Below are 20,046 nucleotides of genomic sequence, written 5' to 3'. Positions count from 1 at the left end.
AAAAAGGCGAGCAAAAACGTGGTAAATCTCAAAGTTTTTCGTAAAATCTCCTTCACGCGTAAGTGACCCCCGCTTTATTTGGGAGTGTTTCTCCCGGTGTTTTCCGCAGGACAACAGGTTCATCAATGCTCCCTCTCGCAGTACCCACTCCCCCCGCAAAGTTACTTAAAAAGACCCAAAAGACCCTATTTGTGCGGCATACAGGTAACGAGCCTCACACAGGAACGTTGACTTTGGGTGCGGTAACATTTGCGTGTGCACTGGGAAGGTCCGGTTTGACGCACACAAAGCACGAAGGCGATGGTGCGACGCCGATTGGACGTTTTGAACTGCTGAATGTGTATTACCGAGCTGATCGCGGGTCGTGTCCAGTGACCTATCTGCCGGTTTCGCCGATATCTCAGAGTGATGGATGGTGTGATTCTCCCAAGGATGCTCTTTATAACCGCCCAGTCGATCTGCCCTTTGAACCGAGCCACGAGAAGATGTGGCGGGATGATCACCTTTATGACATCGTTGTCGTGCTGGATTGTAATATGTACCCGGCGGTGAAAGGCGAAGGCAGTGCAATCTTCTTTCACGTCGCACGTGAAGGCTTCCTGCCAACGGAGGGATGTGTCGCTGTTTATCCTGAAGTGATGCGAGAGATTCTGAAGGAAATGGCTCCCGGGGATGTGCTCGAAGTCTGTGCGGAATAGTGCAAAACCAGAGGATTCGATTAGGGAGGCTTTAAAGCTGGCCTCTCAATTGTCTCAGGGGAGGCTTTTCCCTGCATTTTCCCTAGTAATCTAAAGTAATTTACTCCATATAGTGCCTTCTTGACGGATTACGCATGAATGGAAGCAAGCTCATGGCGGATACGCTGGTTCCCTTTTTGAAAATGAACGGTTTAGGCAATGACTTCGTGGTGTTTGACAGCCGCGAGAAAAAGATTGTCTTAACTCCGGCGCAAATCGCGACTATCGGAGACCGGGAAAAGGGTATCGGCTTTGACCAGATGATTACGGTCGAGCCTGCAAGTTCCGATGCTTATGCTTTTATGCGCATCCATAATCGCGATGGCAGTGAAGTTGATGCTTGCGGTAACGCAACACGCTGCATTGGCCGTCTGCTAATGGGTGAGGCTGGCACTCCAAGTGTGACCATTCAGACCAACGCTGGCTTGCTGATTGCGCATGCTTCTGACAGTGAAACGCTGGTGAGCGTTGATATGGGCAGGCCTCGCCTTGAGTGGGACCAGATTCCGCTTGCCGAAGAGTTTGCTGATACGCGCGCTATTGAGTTGCAGATCGGGCCAATTGATGCACCGGTATTGCACTCACCAAGCGTTGTGAATGTTGGTAATCCGCATGCAATTTTCTGGGTGGATGATATTGAAGCCCATGACCTTGAGCGATTTGGACCACTGCTTGAGTGTCATCCGATGTTCCCTGAAAAGGCGAATATCTCCCTTGCTCAGATTATCGGCGAAAACGAAATCCGCCTGAAGGTCTGGGAACGTGGTGTTGGCTTGACGCGAGCCTGTGGCACCGCAGCCTGCGCAACTGGTGTTGCTGCAGCGCGTACTGGCCGGGCTGCACGCAAGTGCACCGTCCACTTGCCGGGAGGACCACTGGGTATTGAGTGGCGTGAGGACAACGACCACATCATGATGACCGGTGAAACCGCAATTGAATTTGAGGGCGAGCTTAATCTCGACACCCTCGCCTACACAAAGACCGCTTCGGGGGACGCGGCAATGGAGCCTACGCAGTGAGCATTGATGTTGTGACATTCGGCTGCCGACTGAACGCATATGAGTCGGAAGTGATGAAGAGCGAAGCGGAGGCCGCTGGCCTTAAAGATGCTGTGCTGATCAACACGTGTGCCGTGACCAACGAAGCTGTCCGCCAAGCACGACAAACTATTCGTAAAACACGCCGTGAGAATCCAAATGCACGCATCATAGTAACTGGATGCGCAGCACAAACTGAAGCCGAAACCTTTGCTGAAATGGGCGAAGTGGATCTGGTTCTTGGAAACTCCGAAAAACTGGAGCGCGCCTCTTATGGCCGCGTCGCTCAATTTGGCATTGAAGAAACCGAGAAGGTTCGCGTCAACGACATTATGAGCGTGCGCGAGACCGCGGGCCATCTGATTGATGGGCTGGAAGGACGCTCCCGTGCATTTGTTCAGGTTCAGAACGGCTGTGACCACCGCTGCACCTTCTGCATCATCCCTTATGGTCGCGGAAACTCTCGTTCCGTACCAATGGGTGTGGTGATCGACCAGATCAAACGCCTAGTCGACAATGGTTATGGCGAAATCGTTCTGACCGGCGTTGATATCACCTCTTACGGAGCTGACCTGCCGGGCGAGCCAAAGTTGGGTACGCTCTGTGCCAAAATCCTGAAGCTTATTCCGGACCTCAAGCGCCTGCGCCTGTCCTCTATCGACAGCATTGAAGCAGATGATGAGCTGATGGAAGTGATCGCGCATGATCATCGTCTGATGTCACACCTGCACCTTTCTCTACAGGCTGGCGACAACATGATCCTGAAGCGCATGAAGCGTCGTCACTCCCGTGAGGACACCATTCGCTTCTGCGAAGATGTGCGCAAGATGCGTCCTGATGTTGTGTTTGGTGCTGACATCATTGCTGGTTTCCCGACCGAAACCGACGAGATGTTTGAAAATACGCTGCGCATTGTTGATGAATGTGGCCTGACACATCTGCATGTGTTCCCATTCTCTCCTCGCCCGGGCACTCCTGCTGCACGCATGCCTCAGCTAGATCGCAAGATCATCAAAGAGCGCGCTGCGCGCCTTCGTATCAAAGGGCAGGAAGCTCTGCTGGCGCACTTGCGCGCTGAAGTGGGTAAGAAGCGCGAGATTTTGATTGAGCGTGAAGGGCTTGGTCGTACTGAGCAATTTACTCAGGTTGAACTGGATGCGAATATCGCCGGAAGTCTTGTCTCCGCACGCATTACAGGGCATACCGAGAGACATCTGATTGCAGAACCAATTGGCAAAGCAGCTTAAGCTTTTACATTTCAAAGGTATCTTTCCGGCATGAGCGAAAAGAAGCGCGGTTTTTTCAGTCGCCTATTTGGCGGTTCTTCAGAAGAAACACAGAGCGAGCAGGAGCAAAAAGCACCTGATAGTGCAGAGCTGCGTGAGTCTCTTGAAGGCGTTCAATCCGTTCCGCTTGACCCTGTAAAAGGCCTCGAAGAAACAGCTGAAGCGGTCGCAGATGAAACTCTTGATCTGGAAAATCCAGAGCTTGTTTCAGAGACTGGAGCAGCAGTTGAAGAGGAAGCTTCTGAGAAGCCTCATGATTTGAATGAGACTGAAACCAAAGCCCTCGAAGAGACTGCATATCTGGACACCGACGATCTGACTGAGGAAAATTCAGCAGACTCTCATCCCGAGCAAGATATACTTTCCCCTAAGGTCAGCGATGATGCTGTGCCCGTCGCTGAGGATACTGCCGATGAACGACCGGTTCTCACACATGAGATCACTGAAGCATCAGGAACAGAGGAAGGACCTGAAGAAGCAGGAAGCTCTGAAAGTGTTCGGGAGCACGGAGACGCAGGAGCAGGTGAAGAAGGTCGAGAGATCGAAGAGAGCGGATCGGCTGAAGAGACTGGAGAAACTCCGGGAACTGAGGAAACTGGCGAAGATCTTCCAGTAAAAAAAAGCTGGTTCCAGCGTCTTAAAGCTGGGCTTTCCCGTTCCTCAAATGCACTGACAGAAGGCATCAGCTCTATCTTCACCAAGCGCAAGCTGGATGCGGATACGCTTGAAGAGCTGGAAGACATCTTAATTCAGGCAGACCTTGGCATAGACACTGCAATCGCGATTACGGATCGTGTTTCTGACGGTCGTTATGACAAGGAAATTTCAGGCGAAGAAGTTCGCGCTATTCTTGCTGATGAGATTGAAAGCGTTCTTGAGCCTGTTGCCAAACCACTGGACCTCAACATCGGCCACAAACCGCACATCGTGCTGATGGTGGGTGTGAACGGCACGGGGAAAACCACCACAATCGGTAAGCTGTCTTCTCTGCTTCATGAGCAGGGCAAGAAGGTTATGCTTGCAGCGGGCGATACTTTCCGCGCGGCAGCCGTTGAGCAACTGAAGGTTTGGGGCCAGCGCACCGGCGCTGAAGTTGTTGCACGCGATACTGGCGCAGATGCCGCCGGGCTTGCTTATGATGCGGTTGATGCGGCTCTCAGCAACGACACAGACGTACTGCTGATCGATACCGCTGGCCGTTTGCAGAACAAAGCTGAGCTGATGGACGAGCTTGAGAAGATCATTCGCGTGATCCGCAAGCGTGTTCCAGATGCACCGCATACTACTCTGCTGACACTCGACGCGACTACTGGCCAGAATGCCCTGTCTCAGGTTGAGATCTTCGGCAAGGTTGCTGGCGTGACCGGGTTGGTGATGACCAAGTTGGACGGCACAGCGCGCGGCGGTATTCTGGTCGCAATTGCCCGTAAGTATGGCCTACCGGTGCACTTCATCGGTGTCGGTGAAGGCGTTGACGACCTTGAGCCATTCTCCGCAAAAGACTTCGCAGCTGCTATTGCTGGTAAAGACGACGAGCTGAACTAAGCTAGTGAAAAGACTCGGAAAGGCGCAAGTTGCCTTTCCACTCCTATCTGGTTTCTACAAATTTCACGGAGCTCAATAGACAGGCTCGCACTATCGGGTAGACTGGCAGCTTAATTGCCTCCCCTATCAATTACGAGCCTTCCAATGACTCTTGAGTATCTTCTGACTTCCCTCATTGTTGTTCTGCTACCCGGCACTGGCGTTCTATACACAATCGCGATTGGCCTCGGCAAAGGGCTGAGACCGAGTGTTGCCGCTGCCTTGGGCTGTACGCTTGGTATTGTTCCAGCTGCCTTAGCTAGTATTGTTGGCCTTGCAGCCATCTTTCACAGCAGTGCCCTTGCCTATCAGGTTCTCAAGTATCTCGGCGTTGCTTACCTGCTCTACATGTCTTGGAGCATTCTGCGCAGTGGCGGTGCGTTGGAAGTGAATGATGAGAAACGTGAGCGGACGCTGTATCGCACTGCTCTTGATGGCATTCTGCTCAATGTTCTGAACCCTAAGCTCTCCTTGTTTTTCCTTGCGTTCCTGCCTCAGTTTGTTTCTCCTGGTAGTGAAAATGCGACCTACGCTCTGCTGCTTCATGCATTTGTGTTTATGCTGCTGACCTTTATCGTCTTCATTGCTTATGGAGCCATGGCATCGCTTGCGCGCGATTATGTGATCAACCGCCCAAAAGTTATGGCTTGGCTTAAGCGGGGCTTTGCAGCTACGTTTGGCGCTCTTGGTGTGAAGCTGGCACTCTCTGAGAGCTGACACAGCGAGCTGCAATTCTGAAAAGACAAACTACTGGAACACAATGGATAATCTAAAACTCAGGTTCCCGCCGGTTATGGTTTTTGCTGGCTTTGCGGTTCTTATCTGGCTGGTTGCTCTGCTTCTACCCGGAGACATCAATCTGCACGGTGCAGAGACAGCCTTTCTCGTGATTGGTATTGGAGCTGGCGGCTATTTTGGCGCGACCGGCCTCTCCGAATTTCGACGGGCCCGGACGACAACCAGTCCATCCCATCCTGAGAATGCAAGTGCCATCGTTTCTGATGGGATATACTCCAAGACCCGAAACCCGATGTATCTGGGCCTGCAGTTCATTCTGCTGGGCTGGGCAGTCTTTCAGGGCAACCTGTTTGCGATTCCGGTTGCTCTGGGGTTTGCGGTTTACATCACAGCCTTTCAGATCAAGCCGGAAGAAGCCATTTTGGAGGAGAACTTCGGCAAAGACTATCTGGATTACAAAGCACGCGTCCGCCGCTGGATGTAGCTGACAGCTGTCGAGGCAGATGCTTCAACCTCCACTCCCTTTTGTTACCCTATGGTAAGAATGCGCAAGTAGTGTCCCTAGCGTGATACTGGCCGTTGATCCAAGAAAACAACAAGAGGGAGATCCTGATGGCCGTTCTAATGAAGTTCGATGATATCGATCAGGTCTACAAAGAAACCAGCAAAATCAAAGCTGCACTGAAGAAAGCCAAGGTTGACGAAAAGACCGAAGACGCTTTCATGAAAGAGCTGAACCAGAAGAAGAAGCGCGCCGAGACCAAGTTTCTGGATGAAGTGAACAACGACTCCAAAATCAAAAACTTCAAGGCCGAGTCTCTAAAGGGCGACGGTGGCTTTACAAAAGCGCTCAAAGAAGCTGCTAAGCGGACACCCATTCAGCTGATGGAAGCGAGTGGCAAGGTTACGCTTAAAGTTGGCAAGGATATTGTCGTTGGAACTTAAAGCAGATCGCGTTGAAGCTGAAACGCTGGAACTGCTTTAGTTATTGTATTTGCGTATCTTTATCCGCAAACCGGTTCCCACTTTTCGGCGATACGCTGTAGGTTCCGCTTCTAAGCATTCTATCCGGAACGACCATGGCCGAGAGCTCGGCCATGGATACTTTTGTGTTCTAAGTCTGCGAACTATGTACTGATCACGCCGCCTTCGATGGCTTCCATACGGAACGCTGCAGCCATGAGGGCCTTGGTGTAATCCGTCTGCGGGTTATCGAAGACTTCATCTGACGTCCCTGCCTCCATCACTTTGCCATGCTGCATAACCACCACGTCGTTGGCGAGAGCACGAACGACCTTGAGATCGTGCGAGATGAACAGATAGGCCAGCCCGTGCGCTTTCTGAAGGTCACGCAGCAGGTCCACTACCTGTGCCTGCACGCTCATGTCCAGCGCTGAAGTTGGCTCGTCCAGCATCACGAACTTTGGTTCCAGCACCATAGCCCGCGCGATGGAGATGCGTTGGCGCTGACCACCGGAGAACTCATGCGGGTAACGGAAACGAGTGGCAGCATCCAGCCCCACCTCTTCCAGTGCCGCAGCAACCTTGGCTTCACGCTCTTTAGCAGAAAGATCCGGCATATGGATCTTGAGGCCTTCACCAACAATCTCAGAAACTGACATGCGTGGCGACAAAGAGCCGAACGGATCCTGGAACACGATCTGCATGTCTCGGCGGAGCGGACGCATTTGCTTCCAGGAATGCTCCTGAATATCCGAGCCGTTGAAGCTGATGCGACCATTTGAGGAGATCATACGCAGGATCGCGAGGCCGAGCGTGGTTTTGCCCGATCCACTCTCTCCCACGATGCCAAGTGTCTGCCCGGCACGCACAGTCACGTCGATGCCATCGACAGCCTTGATGTGGCTAACGGTTTTACGCAGGAAGCCGCGTTTGACCGGGAACCAGACTTTGAGGTCTTTCGCTTCGACAATAATCGGCTGACTGGTATCACCAGCGGGTGGATGGCCCTTTGGTTCAGCAGCCAACAGGTGCTGAGTGTACTCGTGTTTGGGGGTCTCGAAGATATCTTCGGTGTTGCCCTGCTCTACGATCTTGCCCTGTGTCATCACGCAGACGCGATCTGAGATCCGTCGCACGATGCCAAGGTCATGCGTGATGAAGAGCATGGCCATGCCGGTACTCTTCTGCAAGTCCTTCAGCAACTGCAGAATTTGTGCCTGAACCGTCACATCAAGTGCAGTTGTTGGTTCATCCGCAATCAGCAAGTCCGGCTCGTTTGCCAGTGCCATGGCGATCATGACACGCTGGCGTTGACCACCAGAGAGCTGATGCGGATAGGACTTCAGGCGCTCTTCCGGGTTCGGGATGCCAACCTGATGCAGGAGCTCCAGAACGCGCTTTCTGGCGTTTGTATCGCCCAGACCACGGTGGATCTTCAGGATCTCCGCAATCTGCTGCTCAATGGTGTGTAGCGGGTTCAGAGAGCTCATTGGCTCCTGAAAGATCATGGAGATCTTGTTACCGCGTACATGGCGCATTTCGCTTTCGGACGCTGCAATCAGGTCTTCACCCTGATAGACAATCTTGCCCGTTGGATGGCTGGCAGACGGGTATGGTAGAAGCTTAAGCACTGACAAAGCCGACACGGATTTGCCTGAGCCACTCTCTCCCACCAGTGCAACAGTCTCACCTTTCCTGATCTCAAAAGAGATCTGATCAACGGCGAGGTTTGTTTTCTCGCCCTGATGGAAGGCGATGGACAGATCCTCAACAGAGAGGAGCGTTTGATTATCGGTCATATGCGATCCTCCCTTCTTCAGTTCATCGTTTTGCGTGGATCAAAGGCATCGCGAACGGCTTCACCAATGAAGATCAGCAGGCTGAGCATGATGGACAGAACAAAGAAGCCTGTCATGCCAAGCCATGGTGCCTGAAGGTTGTTCTTGCCTTGCTTGAGCAGTTCACCCAGTGAGGCTGATCCCGGAGGCAGACCGAAGCCGAGGAAGTCGAGCGCAGTCAGCGTGGAGATAGACCCGTTCAGGATGAACGGCATGAAGGTGAGTGTTGCTACCATCGCATTTGGCAGTAAGTGACGGCGCATGATCGTCCCGTTGGAGACGCCCAGCGCACGTGCTGCGGAGATGTACTCAAAGTTTCGTCCTCGCAGGAACTCTGCACGGACAACACCGACCAACGCGACCCATGAGAATGCGAGCAGGATTGAGAACAAGATCCAGAAGCCCGGCGTCAATACCGAGGATATGATCAGAATGAGGTAGAGCGTCGGCATTGCGGTCCAGATTTCAATGAAACGCTGGAAACCAAGGTCAACCCAACCACCGTAAAAGCCCTGCACAGCACCAGCGCCGATACCGATGACAGACGAGGCTAATGTAAGAGCCAGGCCAAAGAGTACAGAGATACGGAAGCCGTAGACAAGACGAGCAAGCACATCGCGGCCCTGATCGTCTGTGCCAAGCCAGTTCCAGTTGCCGATGGTGCAGTTTGGATCGTTCACGCCATCCGGATAGCGCTCACAGCGCTGTTCCTTATCCATCATCCAGCTTGGAGGAGCTGGTGCTGGAACGGGGATCTCGTTGTTCACTGTTTGATAGGAGTAGCGGATTGGCGGCCAGATCATCCAGCCATTGGCCTCAATCTCTTCCTGAATAAACGGATCGCGATAGTCAGTGGTTGCGAGGAAGCCACCGAACTTCTCTTCCGGGTAGTCCACGAAGATCGGTGACAGCAGCTCGCCTTTATAGGAGACTAAAAGCGGACGATCATTCGTGATGAACTCGGCACAGAGCGTTAGCACAAACAGGACGAGGAAGATCCAGAGAGACCAGTATCCGCGCTTGTTGGCTTTGAAGTTTTGCAGACGGCGCTGATTGAGCGGAGACAGCTTCTGCTTCTTTTCAGGCGGCTGTGTCTGCTCTGGCAGTGGATTGATTGTTTCGTAGCCCTGATCCTGAAGGCGTTTTTCGAGTTGCGTGTCCATTGCTCGTCACACCTCCCGGCTTTCAAAATCGATCCGGGGATCAATCCACGTGTAGGTGAGATCTGAAACCAAATTCACAATCAGGCCCATTAACGAGAAGATATAGAGCGTGGCAAACATGACTGCGTAGTCACGATTGAGGGCAGATTCAAAGCCCAGCAAACCTAGACCATCCAGCGAGAAGATTGTCTCGATGAGGAGTGAGCCTGCAAAGAATGCTGAAATGAACGCGCCTGGGAAGCCAGCAACAACGATAAGCATGGCATTGCGGAATACATGACCATACAGCACCTGACGCTCTGTCAGGCCCTTGGCACGCGCGGTTTGCACATACTGCTTTCTGATTTCGTCCAGGAAGGAGTTCTTAGTCAAAAGGGTTGTTGTCGCGAAGGCTGAGAGCGCCATTGCTGTCAGTGGCAGCACCAGATGCCAGAAGTAATCTAGGATACGTTCCGGCCACGACATATCGCTCCAGCCTTCCGAGGTGAGGCCTCTGAGCGGGAAGAAGTCCCAGAAGGAGCCACCTGCAAACAGAACGATCAGCATGATTGCAAAGAGGAAGCCCGGAATTGCATAGCCCACAATGATGATGCTGGAGGTCCAGACATCAAACGAGGTGCCATCCTTGACTGCTTTACGGATGCCCAGCGGGATAGAGATCCCATAGGAAATCAGCGTCATCCAGAGGCCAAGCGAGATAGAAACCGGGAGCTTTTCGACGATCAGATCCACAACGGCAATATCGCGGAAGTAGCTCTCCCCGAAATCGAAGGTGGCGTAATCCAAAATCATCCGGCCAAAGCGTTCCAGCGGTGGTTTGTCGAAACCAAACTGAGCTTCGAGCTCTTTGATGAATTCAGGATCAAGCCCCTGAGCACCGCGATACTTCGATCCTGCGCTGTCTCCACTGCCCTGATTGGCGGCAGCCGAGCTACCAAAATCACTGCCACCACCTGAGATGCGGCTGGTTGCTGATACACTATCCCCTTGCAACTGCGCGATGACCTGTTCAATTGGTCCACCCGGTGCAAACTGGATAATGACAAAGTTAATCGCCATGATACCGATGAGTGTCGGGATCATCAAAAGCAATCTACGCAGAATATAGGCGCCCATGGGCTTCTTTTGTCCCTAACTTTCCTTGCCGATGCGAGCGGCTTTTTCCGAGTCTACCCACCACGTTGTTTCAACGGGGAAGTCGTAGGCAGGCATGTCATTCGGAATGCCGAACATGTCCCAGACAGCGACTGTGTGGAAGGCTTTGAACCACTGAGGCACCCAATAGAAGCCTGCTCGCAGAACTCTATCCAATGCTCTGGCAGCGGTTATCATTTCCTCACGCGACGACGCATTAAGCGCTTTTTCCACCAGATCATCGACCGCAGGCACCTTGATGCCTGACAGATTGTAAGATCCGAAGGTTTCAGCAGCTGATGATGTCCAGAAATTGCGGATGCTTGGTCCAAGCGTTGGCGTCAACGCGAAACGGTGCCCAACAATGTCATAATCAAAATCATCTACACGCTTCTGAAATTGTGCTGGATCGACAACCCGGAAGCTTGCTTCAATGCCTAACAGTCTGAGATTCTTGACGTATGGCAGTACAATTCGTTCGAAAGCAGGCGAGTTGGAAAGAAACTCCATGACCAACTGCTTTCCGTCAGGACCAACAAGTTGCTCGCCACGTCTGTAGTAACCTGCCTCTTTCAGCAGGAGAGATGCTTCTCTGAGAAGCTTGCGATCCTGACCGGAACCGTTAGAAATCGGCTGGGTGATCGCCTCACCGAAAACCTCTGGCGGCAAGTCCTTCTTGAAAGGCTCCAGCAAAGCCAGTTCCGCTTCACTTGGCTGGCCAACTGCTTTCATCTCTGAGTTTTCGAAGAAAGACTGCGTTCTGGTGTAAAGATCATAGAACAGGGCTGAGTTGGACCATTCAAAGTCGAACGCGTAGCCCAGTGCCTCACGAACCTTCGGGTTAGCGAACTTCTCTTTCCGCGTGTTCAGGAACCAGCCTTGCGCTCCGGATGGGAGGCGGATGGCGAACTCCTTCTTTACAACGCGTCCTTCTGTGAGCGCCGGGAAGTTGTATTCCGTTGCCCATGTCTTGGAGGAAAACTCTTCGTGGAAGGTCAATCGACCCTTCTTGAAGGCCTCAAAGGTTGCCTGACGATCACGGAAGAAATCGAGGCGAATGATCTCGAAGTTGTGGTGACCCTTTGTTACCGGGAGATCTTTTGCCCAGTAGTTCTCGACCTTCTTGTACTCGATGTAACGACCAATCTCGTAGCGGCCCACCATATACGGCCCGGAAGACAATGGCGGCGTCAGCGTTGAGGCCTCAAAGTTGTAGCGGGTGTAGTAGTTCTTCGAGAAGATAGGGAGAGTTGCTATCAAAAGGGGAAGTTGCCTACTGTGATTGCCCGAAAAGGCCACAGTGACAGTGTGTTCATCCGGTGCAGTCGCAGAAACCATCTCCTTGATGGACTGACTGATGATCGGATGGCCCTTCTCCTTCAGGGTCATCAAGCTGAAGACTACATCTTCCGCATTGAGCACTGAGCCATCATGGAAGCGGGCTTCCGGGCGGATCTTGAAGGTGACGAAGTTGCCATCTTCTGAGACCATCGCACTTTCAGCAACCAGACCATACACTGCATCCGGCTCGTCATAGGCGCGGATCATCAAGCTGTCGAAGCAGCGCTCCATGCGTGGTGGGGCATCCCCTTTGAGGATGAAGGTGTTGAACGTGTTGAAGGTCTGAGGATTTTGATTATAGCCCCAGCTTGGAGCCGTCATGGCGATCTTGCCACCAACAGGCGCTTCCGGGTTGACGTAGTCAAATGACGTGAAGTTGGCTGGATATTTCAGATCACCAAAGACCGACAGACCATGGCTCCAAGTGCCAGCCTGCACGGGCAACGCGCCCCCCGGAACGAGGAACGCTGCTGCTGTTGCTGCACTGAACTGCAGGAAGCTGCGTCTATTGATATGGCTTAGCTTCATCAATTGGCCTCCTGTATTTTCTTCGCTTTTTCTTCGTCCCACCACCACACGGTCGGGAAGCCGATACTGAACTCAGGAAGTCGCTTTGGATGGGAGAAACGATCCCAACGAGCGACGCGGCTGAATGGAGAGGTCCAACCCGGCACAACGTACTGCTCCCACATCAGGATGCGGTCCAGAGCTTTTGTGGCCGCGACCAGATCATCGCGATCATGCGAGTTGATGATGATCTCGATCAGCTCGTCAATTGCAGGGTTCTTGATGCCAGCGTAGTTCTGGGAGGCTTCACTATCAGCGGCGTTAGAGCCCCAGTATTCTCTCTGCTCATTACCTGGAGACAGAGACTGGGCCCAGCCGGTATAGATCATGCCGAAATCACGGCTACGGACGCGGTTTACGTATTGTGAGCTGTCGACCACGCGTAGCTGCAGATCAATGCCTAGCTTCTTCAGGGATGCCTGGTAACGCAGAGCGACACGCTCAAAACGGCCACCGTTCAGCAGGTACTCAATGGTGAACGGCTCACCAGTTTCTTTGTTGACTAGCTTGCCTTGCTTTTGAACATAGCCAGCTTCTCTGAGAAGGCCGATTGCTTTTCTCAGGTTGCTGCGTTCTTGACGTGAATCTTCAGAAACCGGATTTTCATAAGGTTCAGTGAAGACTTCAGCAGGTACAGGCGATTTCAGGGATTTCAGGATTTCCAGCTCACGCCCTTCTGGCAGGCCTGCTGAGGCCAGCTTGGTGCCGTCAAAATAGCTGGTGAACCGGCTGTATTGATCGAAGAAGATCGTACGGTTCATTTCCTCAAAGTTGAGAGCATAGTTCAGTGCGCGGCGAACGCGGCGGTCCTGAAACTTCTCTTTACGAGTGTTGAGGATGAAACCCAGCATGAGGCCGCTGCCACGGTATGTCTGAGGAAATTTCTCCAAGACAATGTGGTTCGCTTTCACCGCAGGAATGTCATAGGCGGTCGCCCAGTTTTTCGCGGTGGTTTCTGTGCGCCAGTCAAAACGGTCGGCCTTGAAGGCTTCCAGCTGCACGGTTTCGTCGCGATAGTAATCGTAGGCAATCGTATCGAAGTTGTTGGAACCAACATTCACGTTGAGATCTTTGGCCCAATAATCATTAACACGATCAAATGAGATAGAACGACCCGGGACAACCTTTCCGATCCGGTATGGACCTGATCCAAGAGGCACTTCCAGTGTACCTCTGGAGATGTCGCGTGGGTTGCCGTCAGCGTCTTTCCCAGTCCACCAATGCTTTGGCATGATGTAGAGAGAGCCAAGGATTTGTGGGGCTTCTCTATTACCAGGCTTATCAAAGTTAAACCGGATCTCAGTTGGGCTCAGAATGTCGTAGCCCGTTACATGGCGATAATAGTACTTTCGGGATGGGTCCTGCGTAGTCCATTGGTCAAATGACCAACCCACATCCTCTGTCGTGATTGGCTTTCCATCATGCCAGCGTGCATCAGGGCGCAAACGGTATACCACCCACGCATAGTCATCAGGATACTTCATCGCATCTGCGATCAAGCCATATTCCGTAGAGGACTCACTCATGGATGGGGTCATCAGCGTATCGTAGATGAGGCCAAGACCGCCGGCGCGGACGCCCTTTGATGCGACGATGTTCAGGCTATCGTACGTCCCTGTTGTCGAGAGCCGTACTTTGCCTCCCTTTGGGGCATCCGGATTGACATACGGGAAGTGCTTAAAGCCCTTCGGCATCTGAGGTGTACTGATGAGAGAGTCTGCGTACCGCCACTCAGGTTCATTCGTTTCAGCAATTGCTGCGGAGGACGTCAGGCTTGCGAGAGCAAGCGCCAAACCTGTTAGTGAGCTATATAGTTTGGTACGCACAACATTCCTCCATAAATACAATCAGTAGTTCTAGCGTAGAAAAGTCACCACGCGCTGAAAATTGAGCTTTTCTTGCAGCTTTCAGCTAAACTTAAACTAAGATTACGGCTGAAAACACTTCTGCGACAACGTCTTTTGCCAAGATGACAAAAATTTAACTGGAAGAAACGAGGAAAAGGTTAGCATTCACCAGAAAGTAGACAATAAAAAAGCCGGGATTAAATCCCGGCTCTTTGACAATTCTACCCTCACATATGCGGGAGGGATATAAATTCAATTTTAGTTGATTGGCACTGGGTTGTCTGAGAGTGAACGCAGGTAAGCGATCAGATCAGCACGTGGCTTGTCTTTTTTCAGACCAGCATAACCCATGGAAGTACCAGCAACGTGTTTCTTAGGTGCTTTGATGAACTCGTTCAGCTGCTCGAAAGTCCACTCAGGATTGTTTGCTGCGAACTCCTGCATTGCTGCGGAGTAAGAGAAACCACCGTGAGAGGCAGGCGCGCGACCTACGATACCCCAGAGAGCAGGACCAACCTTGTTTTTGCCGTCCTGATCAAAGGTGTGACACGCTGCACACTTCTTAGCTTGCTTTGCACCAGCATCTGCATCAGCAGTTGCGAGCAGTTCCTCAATTGAGACAACCTTGGTTTCTTCCGCAGCTTCTTCACCTGCACCGTTGTCGGCACCAGCTACTTCGATTTCAAAACCGCGTTTTTCGTCTCCATGAGGCGCGAAAATAATGTCTGACAAAACATTCAGGCCCATGAATGCAACCAAAGCGAACAGAATTGCGCCGGCAATTTTGTTCAGTTCAAACGAGTTCATAGCTCACACGCTCCGAATATTGGTTAGGCTAGCCGTATTGCAGCAGGCATGGCACCTAACTCGATCTGTGTATTTTGCTGGGAAACTACAGTTATTTTCGGGCACTTGTCCATAATTTAATTAGTGTTTTTCCTAGGACTTTTGAAGTGATGTGGACCAGAGGTTGATCTTTACGATCTGAAAAAACCAATGAACACAATGCCTCTCGCACGGCAGCAGTTTAAAATCGCTATAAACTACTGATTTATTCATAGATATCCCGCTCAGCACGATTTTGATTGCACCTTAAGGCGCAGTGCAACCATTTTACCTGGGCTCAACTGTATGCGACAAAATATCACACCAAAATTGTTTCCCATCTGGGGATTTTACGGTGGAGGACCAAATGTGCCCGTGGCAAACGCCATTCTTGAGGTCTTTTCACCTTATGTTTCGCCTCTGAGTATTATTAGAGTTTGCAATCCCTCATATCTAGGGCAATTTGTGAGAGTGATTGTTTCGCAAAAGTTGGCGAAGCCTCAAATGTACCATGATTTAAGATTGCCGTGAGTGTAGTGATGTCAGATCAGCGCAAAGTCGTGTTTCAAGGAGAAGTGGGAGCTAACTCCCACATGGCGTGTAACGCCGTTTACCCAGAGTACCAAGCTATCCCTTGCCCGACTTTTGAAGACTGCTTTCACGCGATCGAGTCCGGTGACGCCGAGCTTGGCATGATCCCGATCGAGAATTCGGTCGCAGGACGTGTTGCGGACATCCATCACCTGCTTCCTCGCAGCAATCTGCACATTATCGGCGAGTACTTCATGCCGATTCGTTTCCAGCTGATGGGCATCAAAGGCACCAAACTGGAAGAGCTGAAGAGCGTTCAGAGCCACATTATGGGTCTGGGCCAGTGCCGAAACTTCATTCGTGATCATGGCCTTAAGCCAATCATCGGTGCTGATACCGCAGGCTCAGCTCGTCAGGTTGTGGAAGGCGGTGATAAAACTGTTGGTGCTTTTGCTCCTGAACTTGCTGCGGATGTGTATGGTTTGGATATCCTCGCACGTGATTGTGAAGATGCGGCACATAACACCACCCGCTTCGTTATCCTCTCTCGTGAGAAAAAGCAGGCCGTCAATACCGGCCAGCCGATCATTACTACTTTCATCTTCCGTGTTCGCAACGTTTCTGCTGCTCTTTACAAAGGGTTAGGCGGATTTGCGACCAACAACGTCAACATGACGAAGCTGGAATCCTATCAACTTGAAGGCCAGTTTTTCGCTTCAATGTTTTACGCAGATATTGAAGGACACCCAGAAGAACCCAACGTAGCCCTTGCACTTGAGGAGCTGGCGTTTTATTCGACTGAACTGAATATTCTTGGGGTGTACAACGCTAGTCCGTTCCGCGAAAAAATTCGGGAACCTGAGGCTAATCGTGCCTTGCGTCCTACACCAGGAAAATAACAGTTGTAGGCCTGCTCCAGCGGTGAGCCACCTATGTATCGATCCGGACAGTACTGAGCCGGGCTAGTTACAAGGACTTTACATGTCTGAATTCAAGTTTGATGCATTGTGCATCGGCAATGCAATCACTGACGTCTTCTCTCATGTGGAAGATAGCTTTCTCGTTGATCAGTCTTTAGTAAAGGGCTCCATGCGTTTGGTCGATACAGACGAAGCTTTACGTCTGTACGACCTGATGGGTCAAACAACCCGTATTTCCGGCGGCAGTGCTGGCAATACTGCAGCAGGTATTGCGTCTCTTGGCGGCACGCCTGCATTCATCGGCAAAGTAGCTGATGACGAGATTGGCGAAGTTTATCGCCATGACATGAACAGCATTGGTGCGCATTTCCAAACCAGTCCACTTCGTGATGATCTGGCATCTGGCCGTTCAATGATCCTGATCACCCCGGATGGTGAGCGGACCATGAACACTTACCTGGGATCCGCAACCAAGCTGACAGCGCTTGATATCGATCCTGAAGTGGTTTCCAACTCCGCGATCACCTACATGGAAGGGTATCTGTGGGACGAAGAAGCAGCTAAGAAAGCCTTCCTTGAAGCTTCCCGCGTTGCTCATGAAGCCAGTAAACTGGTTTCTCTCTCCCTTTCCGATAGCTTCTGTGTTGACCGTTTCCGCGATGAGTTCCTGGAGCTGATCCGCGAAGACAAGGTCGACATTCTGTTTGCCAATGAGCACGAGTTGAAAGCGCTCTATCAGACATCCGACATCGAAACCGCGATTGCTCTGGTTCGTGAAGACTGCACGCTGACCGCTCTGACCCTTGGCTCTGAGGGTGCGATGGCGATTTCCCGCGAAGAGACCGTACACGTTCCGGCAACAGCGATTGTTGGCGGCGTGCGTGACCTGACCGGCGCTGGTGACCTGTTTGCCTCTGGCTTCCTGTTTGGTCTGGCTCGTGACTTCAGCCTGAGCGACTGCGCTGAGCTTGGCTGCTTGTGTGCTGGTGAAGTGATCAGCCACGTTGGCGCCCGCCCAGAAAAGCCTCTCAACCAGATTGCAGAGCAGAGTGGTTTCACTCTGGAAGCCTAAAGCAATTTGCGTTCAGGCAGTGATGATTTAGGCGGCTCTCGGGCCGCCTTTTTTATTTGTAGATCTGCTGAATGTCTTCTGCGTTGTTGACCTGAAAGAAGAGCGGCTGTGCAGTTCCGATATGCAGACGCTCGGTTTCTTCCTGTCTGAGCTTGCAGAGCTTTGAGATCAGTCCTCTGATTGTATTACGATGCGACGAGATGAGGATATTTTTCCCGTTAGAGAGCTGAGGCAGGACGCGATGCCGGAACACTCCCAGCGCTCTGTTCGCTGTCATCTCCAAACTCTCCCCGCCCGGTGGAACGGCATTCAATGAGTGTCGCCATTTGTGGACTTGCTCTACACCGTGCTGTTGGCAGACTTCTTCGATTGTTTTGCCGGTTAGCTCACCATAAGCACGTTCGTTGAAAAGCTTATCTTCAATCACATGCAGATGAGACTGTTCGGCTTCCTCAAGAATGTGCTCCAGCGTCTTGCGTGCTCGTGTCAGGGCTGAGGAGTAAGCAAGGTCAAACTGTATTGCATGGGCTTTTAGAGCGCGGCCCGCGCTTTTGGCTTCTTCAATGCCTTTGGGTGTCAGGTCAGGATTGCCCTGCCCTGAGAACACTCTGCGAGCATTCCATTCGCTTTGCCCGTGGCGTACCAACACCAACAATCCCATAAGACACGCCTCGTCGATCTTCCTTACTGCGTGTCTTATATAGTTTCATTTGCAGGCCTAAACCCGACTTTCGTTGAAACATCCCACAGTGATTTTACGCAGGTTCCAGAATGTTCGTGGGCAAGCCGTCCAGGCTGGTAGCGTTGTGCTTGCGCCAGTAGTTCTCCAGCTCTTCACGATCCATTGTTTCATAGTAAGGCAGGAACTCTTTCTCAACACGCGTATCAACCAGATCCATGCGAGGAACTGTTGAGCCGCAGGAGGTCTGGATGAGTTCGATATCAAGATCGAAGATCTGGCGGCATCCCGGCAGATCAGGGAAGAGGCTGATCATCTTGTCCCAATCAGCATCTCTTGGATGAAGGACACTTGCCTGACCAAACACGCGCAATGTGAGGCGTTGTTCGCCGAAGGAGCAGAACATCAACGTCATGCGTCCATCTTCCTGAACGTGGGTGGCTGTTTCATTGCCGATGCCCGTCAGGTTTAGCCAGATAATCCGCTCATCACTCAGCACCCGGAGCGTGTCCATGCCTTTGGGAGACAGATTGATGTGCCCCGTTGCGGCGGCTGTCGCCACGAAGAACATCTGCTGCTCTTCGATGTGCTGACGGAATCTGCGGTTCAGTCTTTTGGCTTTGATCATAATGGTCAAGAACTGCTTGAGAGATGCCTAGTCAGCATCTGCGTACTGGACGTTGATGCGGCGCTGTTCGCTTGCGTAGCTGCCGGAGCGGCCTTCGTTACGCTTGTCATAGCCTCTTGACCATGCCTGCCAGAACTCCTCTGAAGAGCTTTCCATTTCCATGATCTCAGGTTGGACCACAGGGGTCTTTGGCAAGACAGTGTTGGGCAGCTGCACCACCTGAAGCAAAGGCCGATGGCGTGGAAAGCTGATCGGCACATCCTGCTTGCGGAGCTTCACATTTATGAAGAGGGGAGAACAGAACCAGCTGGAGTCAATCATCGCTTCAAAGCAATCATATGCCGTGTTGGAGGGTAGGTTGATTGGTCCGCGAACCCAGTGGCACTGTCCTTCATCGCCGATAAGGCTGTACCCGGCGCCAATCTGGACGATATCGCCTTCTGGAAACACATCCAGAAACGGCGGATAATAGTCCTCAAGGCCTTCCGGGCAGGTATTCCTGTAGTCTTCCACAAAGTCTGTAAGATACAGCCGATCCAGCAAGGTCCACTCGCCATCTGCCCCAAGTCGGTACAGGACCTCTGATCCGGTCCACATCAGGTAGAAATCAACTGGCGGGTAGACATACCATCCCTGACGAGAAGCAGTAATGAGGGGTTCACAATACTTCATAGCCCGGGCGGGCATCATGCCAAGGTTCGTTCCATCTGCCTTTACAACGTTGGGGGCAGACTTAACCATTCTTACAAACTTCACGGAAATTCCCTCGCAGACAATACACTCTGCAAAATGAAGCGAGGCAGACTAAGCTGCCTCACACATTAAATTATTTTGGCTTTTTCTCTTCATCTTTAGGAGCCAGGCCACCGTTCAATTTTGCTGGCTTAGCTTGTGCAGATGCTGGGCGACCGTCGTTTGCTACTGAAAACTTCATAGGTTGTCCTCTCAATCAAATAACTAATGTGGTCATACAATTGCTGTATGCATTAAGAGGCTTGCACCTAAAATTACGTAGCGCAAGCTTAATAATAATCACTGCATCATTATCTATTATTGATAATCTTCAATGCATTACATTTCACGGACTTAGTATTTAATCAAAGTCTATTTGTGTGAATAATATTTATATTTTAAGATTCTAATTCAGCTACTGGCG

The 20,046-nt window shown here is 51.7% G+C and carries 18 protein-coding genes; 9 read left to right on the top strand and 9 right to left on the bottom strand.

The features are described from left to right. Positions 1 to 191: 191 nt before the first annotated feature. From PJE062_RS08040 to PJE062_RS08010, 7 genes are all read left to right on the top strand, one after another. Positions 192 to 698, top strand: a complete 507-nt coding sequence (locus PJE062_RS08040) for a L,D-transpeptidase (RefSeq protein WP_371256240.1) — start codon at positions 192 to 194, stop codon at positions 696 to 698. Between the two features lie 134 nt (positions 699 to 832). After that, positions 833 to 1,756, top strand: a complete 924-nt coding sequence (gene dapF / locus PJE062_RS08035; protein WP_157039102.1) for a diaminopimelate epimerase — start codon at positions 833 to 835, stop codon at positions 1,754 to 1,756. Continuing rightward, a complete protein-coding gene (gene mtaB / locus PJE062_RS08030; RefSeq protein ID WP_008548836.1) occupies positions 1,753 to 3,021 on the top strand; it encodes a tRNA (N(6)-L-threonylcarbamoyladenosine(37)-C(2))-methylthiotransferase MtaB in 1,269 nt (422 codons plus the stop codon). Before dapF ends, mtaB begins: the two co-directional genes overlap by 4 nt. A 30-nt stretch (positions 3,022 to 3,051) precedes the next feature. Beyond that, positions 3,052 to 4,605: a signal recognition particle-docking protein FtsY gene (gene ftsY / locus PJE062_RS08025; RefSeq protein ID WP_008548273.1), complete on the top strand. Its 1,554-nt coding sequence runs from the start codon at positions 3,052 to 3,054 to the stop codon at positions 4,603 to 4,605. A gap of 144 nt (positions 4,606 to 4,749) precedes the next feature. Beyond that, a complete protein-coding gene (locus tag PJE062_RS08020) occupies positions 4,750 to 5,361 on the top strand; it encodes a LysE family translocator (RefSeq protein WP_008548798.1) in 612 nt (203 codons plus the stop codon). A gap of 43 nt (positions 5,362 to 5,404) precedes the next feature. Beyond that, on the top strand, positions 5,405 to 5,866 hold the full coding sequence (locus PJE062_RS08015) for an isoprenylcysteine carboxylmethyltransferase family protein (protein WP_037036372.1): 462 nt from the start codon (positions 5,405 to 5,407) through the stop codon (positions 5,864 to 5,866). Between the two features lie 128 nt (positions 5,867 to 5,994). After that, positions 5,995 to 6,327, top strand: a complete 333-nt coding sequence (locus PJE062_RS08010; RefSeq protein WP_008548597.1) for a hypothetical protein — start codon at positions 5,995 to 5,997, stop codon at positions 6,325 to 6,327. A gap of 182 nt (positions 6,328 to 6,509) precedes the next feature. Here the strand turns inward: PJE062_RS08010 and PJE062_RS08005 are convergent, their stop codons facing one another. The 6 genes from PJE062_RS08005 to PJE062_RS07980 form a co-directional block, all read right to left on the bottom strand. Then, on the bottom strand, positions 6,510 to 8,144 hold the full coding sequence (locus PJE062_RS08005) for an ABC transporter ATP-binding protein (RefSeq protein ID WP_008548545.1): 1,635 nt from the start codon (positions 8,142 to 8,144) through the stop codon (positions 6,510 to 6,512). Between the two features lie 17 nt (positions 8,145 to 8,161). Further along, complete coding sequence (locus tag PJE062_RS08000; protein ID WP_008548702.1) at positions 8,162 to 9,346, bottom strand: ABC transporter permease; 1,185 nt, start codon at positions 9,344 to 9,346, stop codon at positions 8,162 to 8,164. Between the two features lie 6 nt (positions 9,347 to 9,352). Beyond that, a complete protein-coding gene (locus PJE062_RS07995) occupies positions 9,353 to 10,462 on the bottom strand; it encodes a microcin C ABC transporter permease YejB (protein WP_008548652.1) in 1,110 nt (369 codons plus the stop codon). A 15-nt stretch (positions 10,463 to 10,477) separates the two neighbouring features. Next, complete coding sequence (locus PJE062_RS07990) at positions 10,478 to 12,349, bottom strand: ABC transporter substrate-binding protein (RefSeq protein WP_008548346.1); 1,872 nt, start codon at positions 12,347 to 12,349, stop codon at positions 10,478 to 10,480. Next, positions 12,349 to 14,214 carry an extracellular solute-binding protein gene (locus tag PJE062_RS07985; RefSeq protein WP_037036370.1) on the bottom strand — a complete coding sequence of 622 codons (1,866 nt, stop codon included), beginning with the start codon at positions 14,212 to 14,214 and terminating at the stop codon, positions 12,349 to 12,351. The genes PJE062_RS07990 and PJE062_RS07985 overlap by 1 nt, the downstream gene beginning before the upstream one ends. 279 nt (positions 14,215 to 14,493) lie before the next feature. Continuing rightward, positions 14,494 to 15,042, bottom strand: coding sequence for a cytochrome c family protein (locus PJE062_RS07980; RefSeq protein ID WP_008548275.1), 549 nt, complete (start codon positions 15,040 to 15,042; stop codon positions 14,494 to 14,496). Positions 15,043 to 15,599: 557 nt separating this feature from the next. On the opposite strand from PJE062_RS07980, the gene PJE062_RS07975 reads away from it, so the two are divergent. Together PJE062_RS07975 and PJE062_RS07970 are read left to right on the top strand one after the other, a co-directional pair. Next, entirely contained in the window at positions 15,600 to 16,490 is an 891-nt protein-coding gene (locus PJE062_RS07975; protein WP_008548526.1) for a prephenate dehydratase, read from the top strand. 82 nt (positions 16,491 to 16,572) lie between these two features. After that, entirely contained in the window at positions 16,573 to 17,583 is a 1,011-nt protein-coding gene (locus PJE062_RS07970) for an adenosine kinase (RefSeq protein ID WP_008548253.1), read from the top strand. A 52-nt stretch (positions 17,584 to 17,635) separates the two neighbouring features. On the opposite strand, the gene PJE062_RS07965 is transcribed toward PJE062_RS07970, so the two are convergent. The 3 genes from PJE062_RS07965 to PJE062_RS07955 all read right to left on the bottom strand — a co-directional run bounded on the left by PJE062_RS07965 (position 17,636) and on the right by PJE062_RS07955 (position 19,646). Beyond that, a complete protein-coding gene (locus PJE062_RS07965) occupies positions 17,636 to 18,244 on the bottom strand; it encodes a 2,3-bisphosphoglycerate-dependent phosphoglycerate mutase (protein WP_037036368.1) in 609 nt (202 codons plus the stop codon). Positions 18,245 to 18,338: 94 nt separating this feature from the next. Next, the gene (locus PJE062_RS07960) at positions 18,339 to 18,890 is read right to left on the bottom strand and encodes a pyridoxamine 5'-phosphate oxidase family protein (protein WP_008548220.1); all 552 of its coding nucleotides are present in this window, start codon (positions 18,888 to 18,890) and stop codon (positions 18,339 to 18,341) included. A gap of 27 nt (positions 18,891 to 18,917) precedes the next feature. Then, the gene (locus tag PJE062_RS07955) at positions 18,918 to 19,646 is read right to left on the bottom strand and encodes a DUF6065 family protein (protein ID WP_208982215.1); all 729 of its coding nucleotides are present in this window, start codon (positions 19,644 to 19,646) and stop codon (positions 18,918 to 18,920) included. Between the last annotated feature and the right edge of the window lie 400 nt (positions 19,647 to 20,046).

Origin of the sequence: Pseudovibrio sp. JE062, assembly GCF_000156235.1 — a bacterium.
Taxonomy (GTDB): domain Bacteria; phylum Pseudomonadota; class Alphaproteobacteria; order Rhizobiales; family Stappiaceae; genus Pseudovibrio.
The sequence above is the reverse complement of the archived record's forward strand: the minus strand, read 5'-3'. Positions and strand labels throughout refer to the sequence as shown.

Bases quoted from the DNA above. Each gene is read 5' to 3' on its own strand.
- ftsY (WP_008548273.1), top strand. From the start codon at position 3,052: ATGAGCGAAAAGAAGCGCGGTTTTTTCAGTCGCCTATTTGGCGGTTCT.
- dapF (WP_157039102.1), top strand. From the start codon at position 833: ATGAATGGAAGCAAGCTCATGGCGGATACGCTGGTTCCCTTTTTGAAA.
- PJE062_RS08015 (WP_037036372.1), top strand. From the start codon at position 5,405: ATGGATAATCTAAAACTCAGGTTCCCGCCGGTTATGGTTTTTGCTGGC.
- PJE062_RS07980 (WP_008548275.1), bottom strand. From the start codon at position 15,042: ATGAACTCGTTTGAACTGAACAAAATTGCCGGCGCAATTCTGTTCGCT.
- PJE062_RS07975 (WP_008548526.1), top strand. From the start codon at position 15,600: ATGTCAGATCAGCGCAAAGTCGTGTTTCAAGGAGAAGTGGGAGCTAAC.
- PJE062_RS07990 (WP_008548346.1), bottom strand. From the start codon at position 12,349: ATGAAGCTAAGCCATATCAATAGACGCAGCTTCCTGCAGTTCAGTGCA.
- PJE062_RS08020 (WP_008548798.1), top strand. From the start codon at position 4,750: ATGACTCTTGAGTATCTTCTGACTTCCCTCATTGTTGTTCTGCTACCC.
- PJE062_RS07970 (WP_008548253.1), top strand. From the start codon at position 16,573: ATGTCTGAATTCAAGTTTGATGCATTGTGCATCGGCAATGCAATCACT.
- PJE062_RS08005 (WP_008548545.1), bottom strand. From the start codon at position 8,144: ATGACCGATAATCAAACGCTCCTCTCTGTTGAGGATCTGTCCATCGCC.
- PJE062_RS07965 (WP_037036368.1), bottom strand. From the start codon at position 18,244: ATGGGATTGTTGGTGTTGGTACGCCACGGGCAAAGCGAATGGAATGCT.
- PJE062_RS08010 (WP_008548597.1), top strand. From the start codon at position 5,995: ATGGCCGTTCTAATGAAGTTCGATGATATCGATCAGGTCTACAAAGAA.
- PJE062_RS07960 (WP_008548220.1), bottom strand. From the start codon at position 18,890: ATGATCAAAGCCAAAAGACTGAACCGCAGATTCCGTCAGCACATCGAA.
- PJE062_RS07995 (WP_008548652.1), bottom strand. From the start codon at position 10,462: ATGGGCGCCTATATTCTGCGTAGATTGCTTTTGATGATCCCGACACTC.
- PJE062_RS08000 (WP_008548702.1), bottom strand. From the start codon at position 9,346: ATGGACACGCAACTCGAAAAACGCCTTCAGGATCAGGGCTACGAAACA.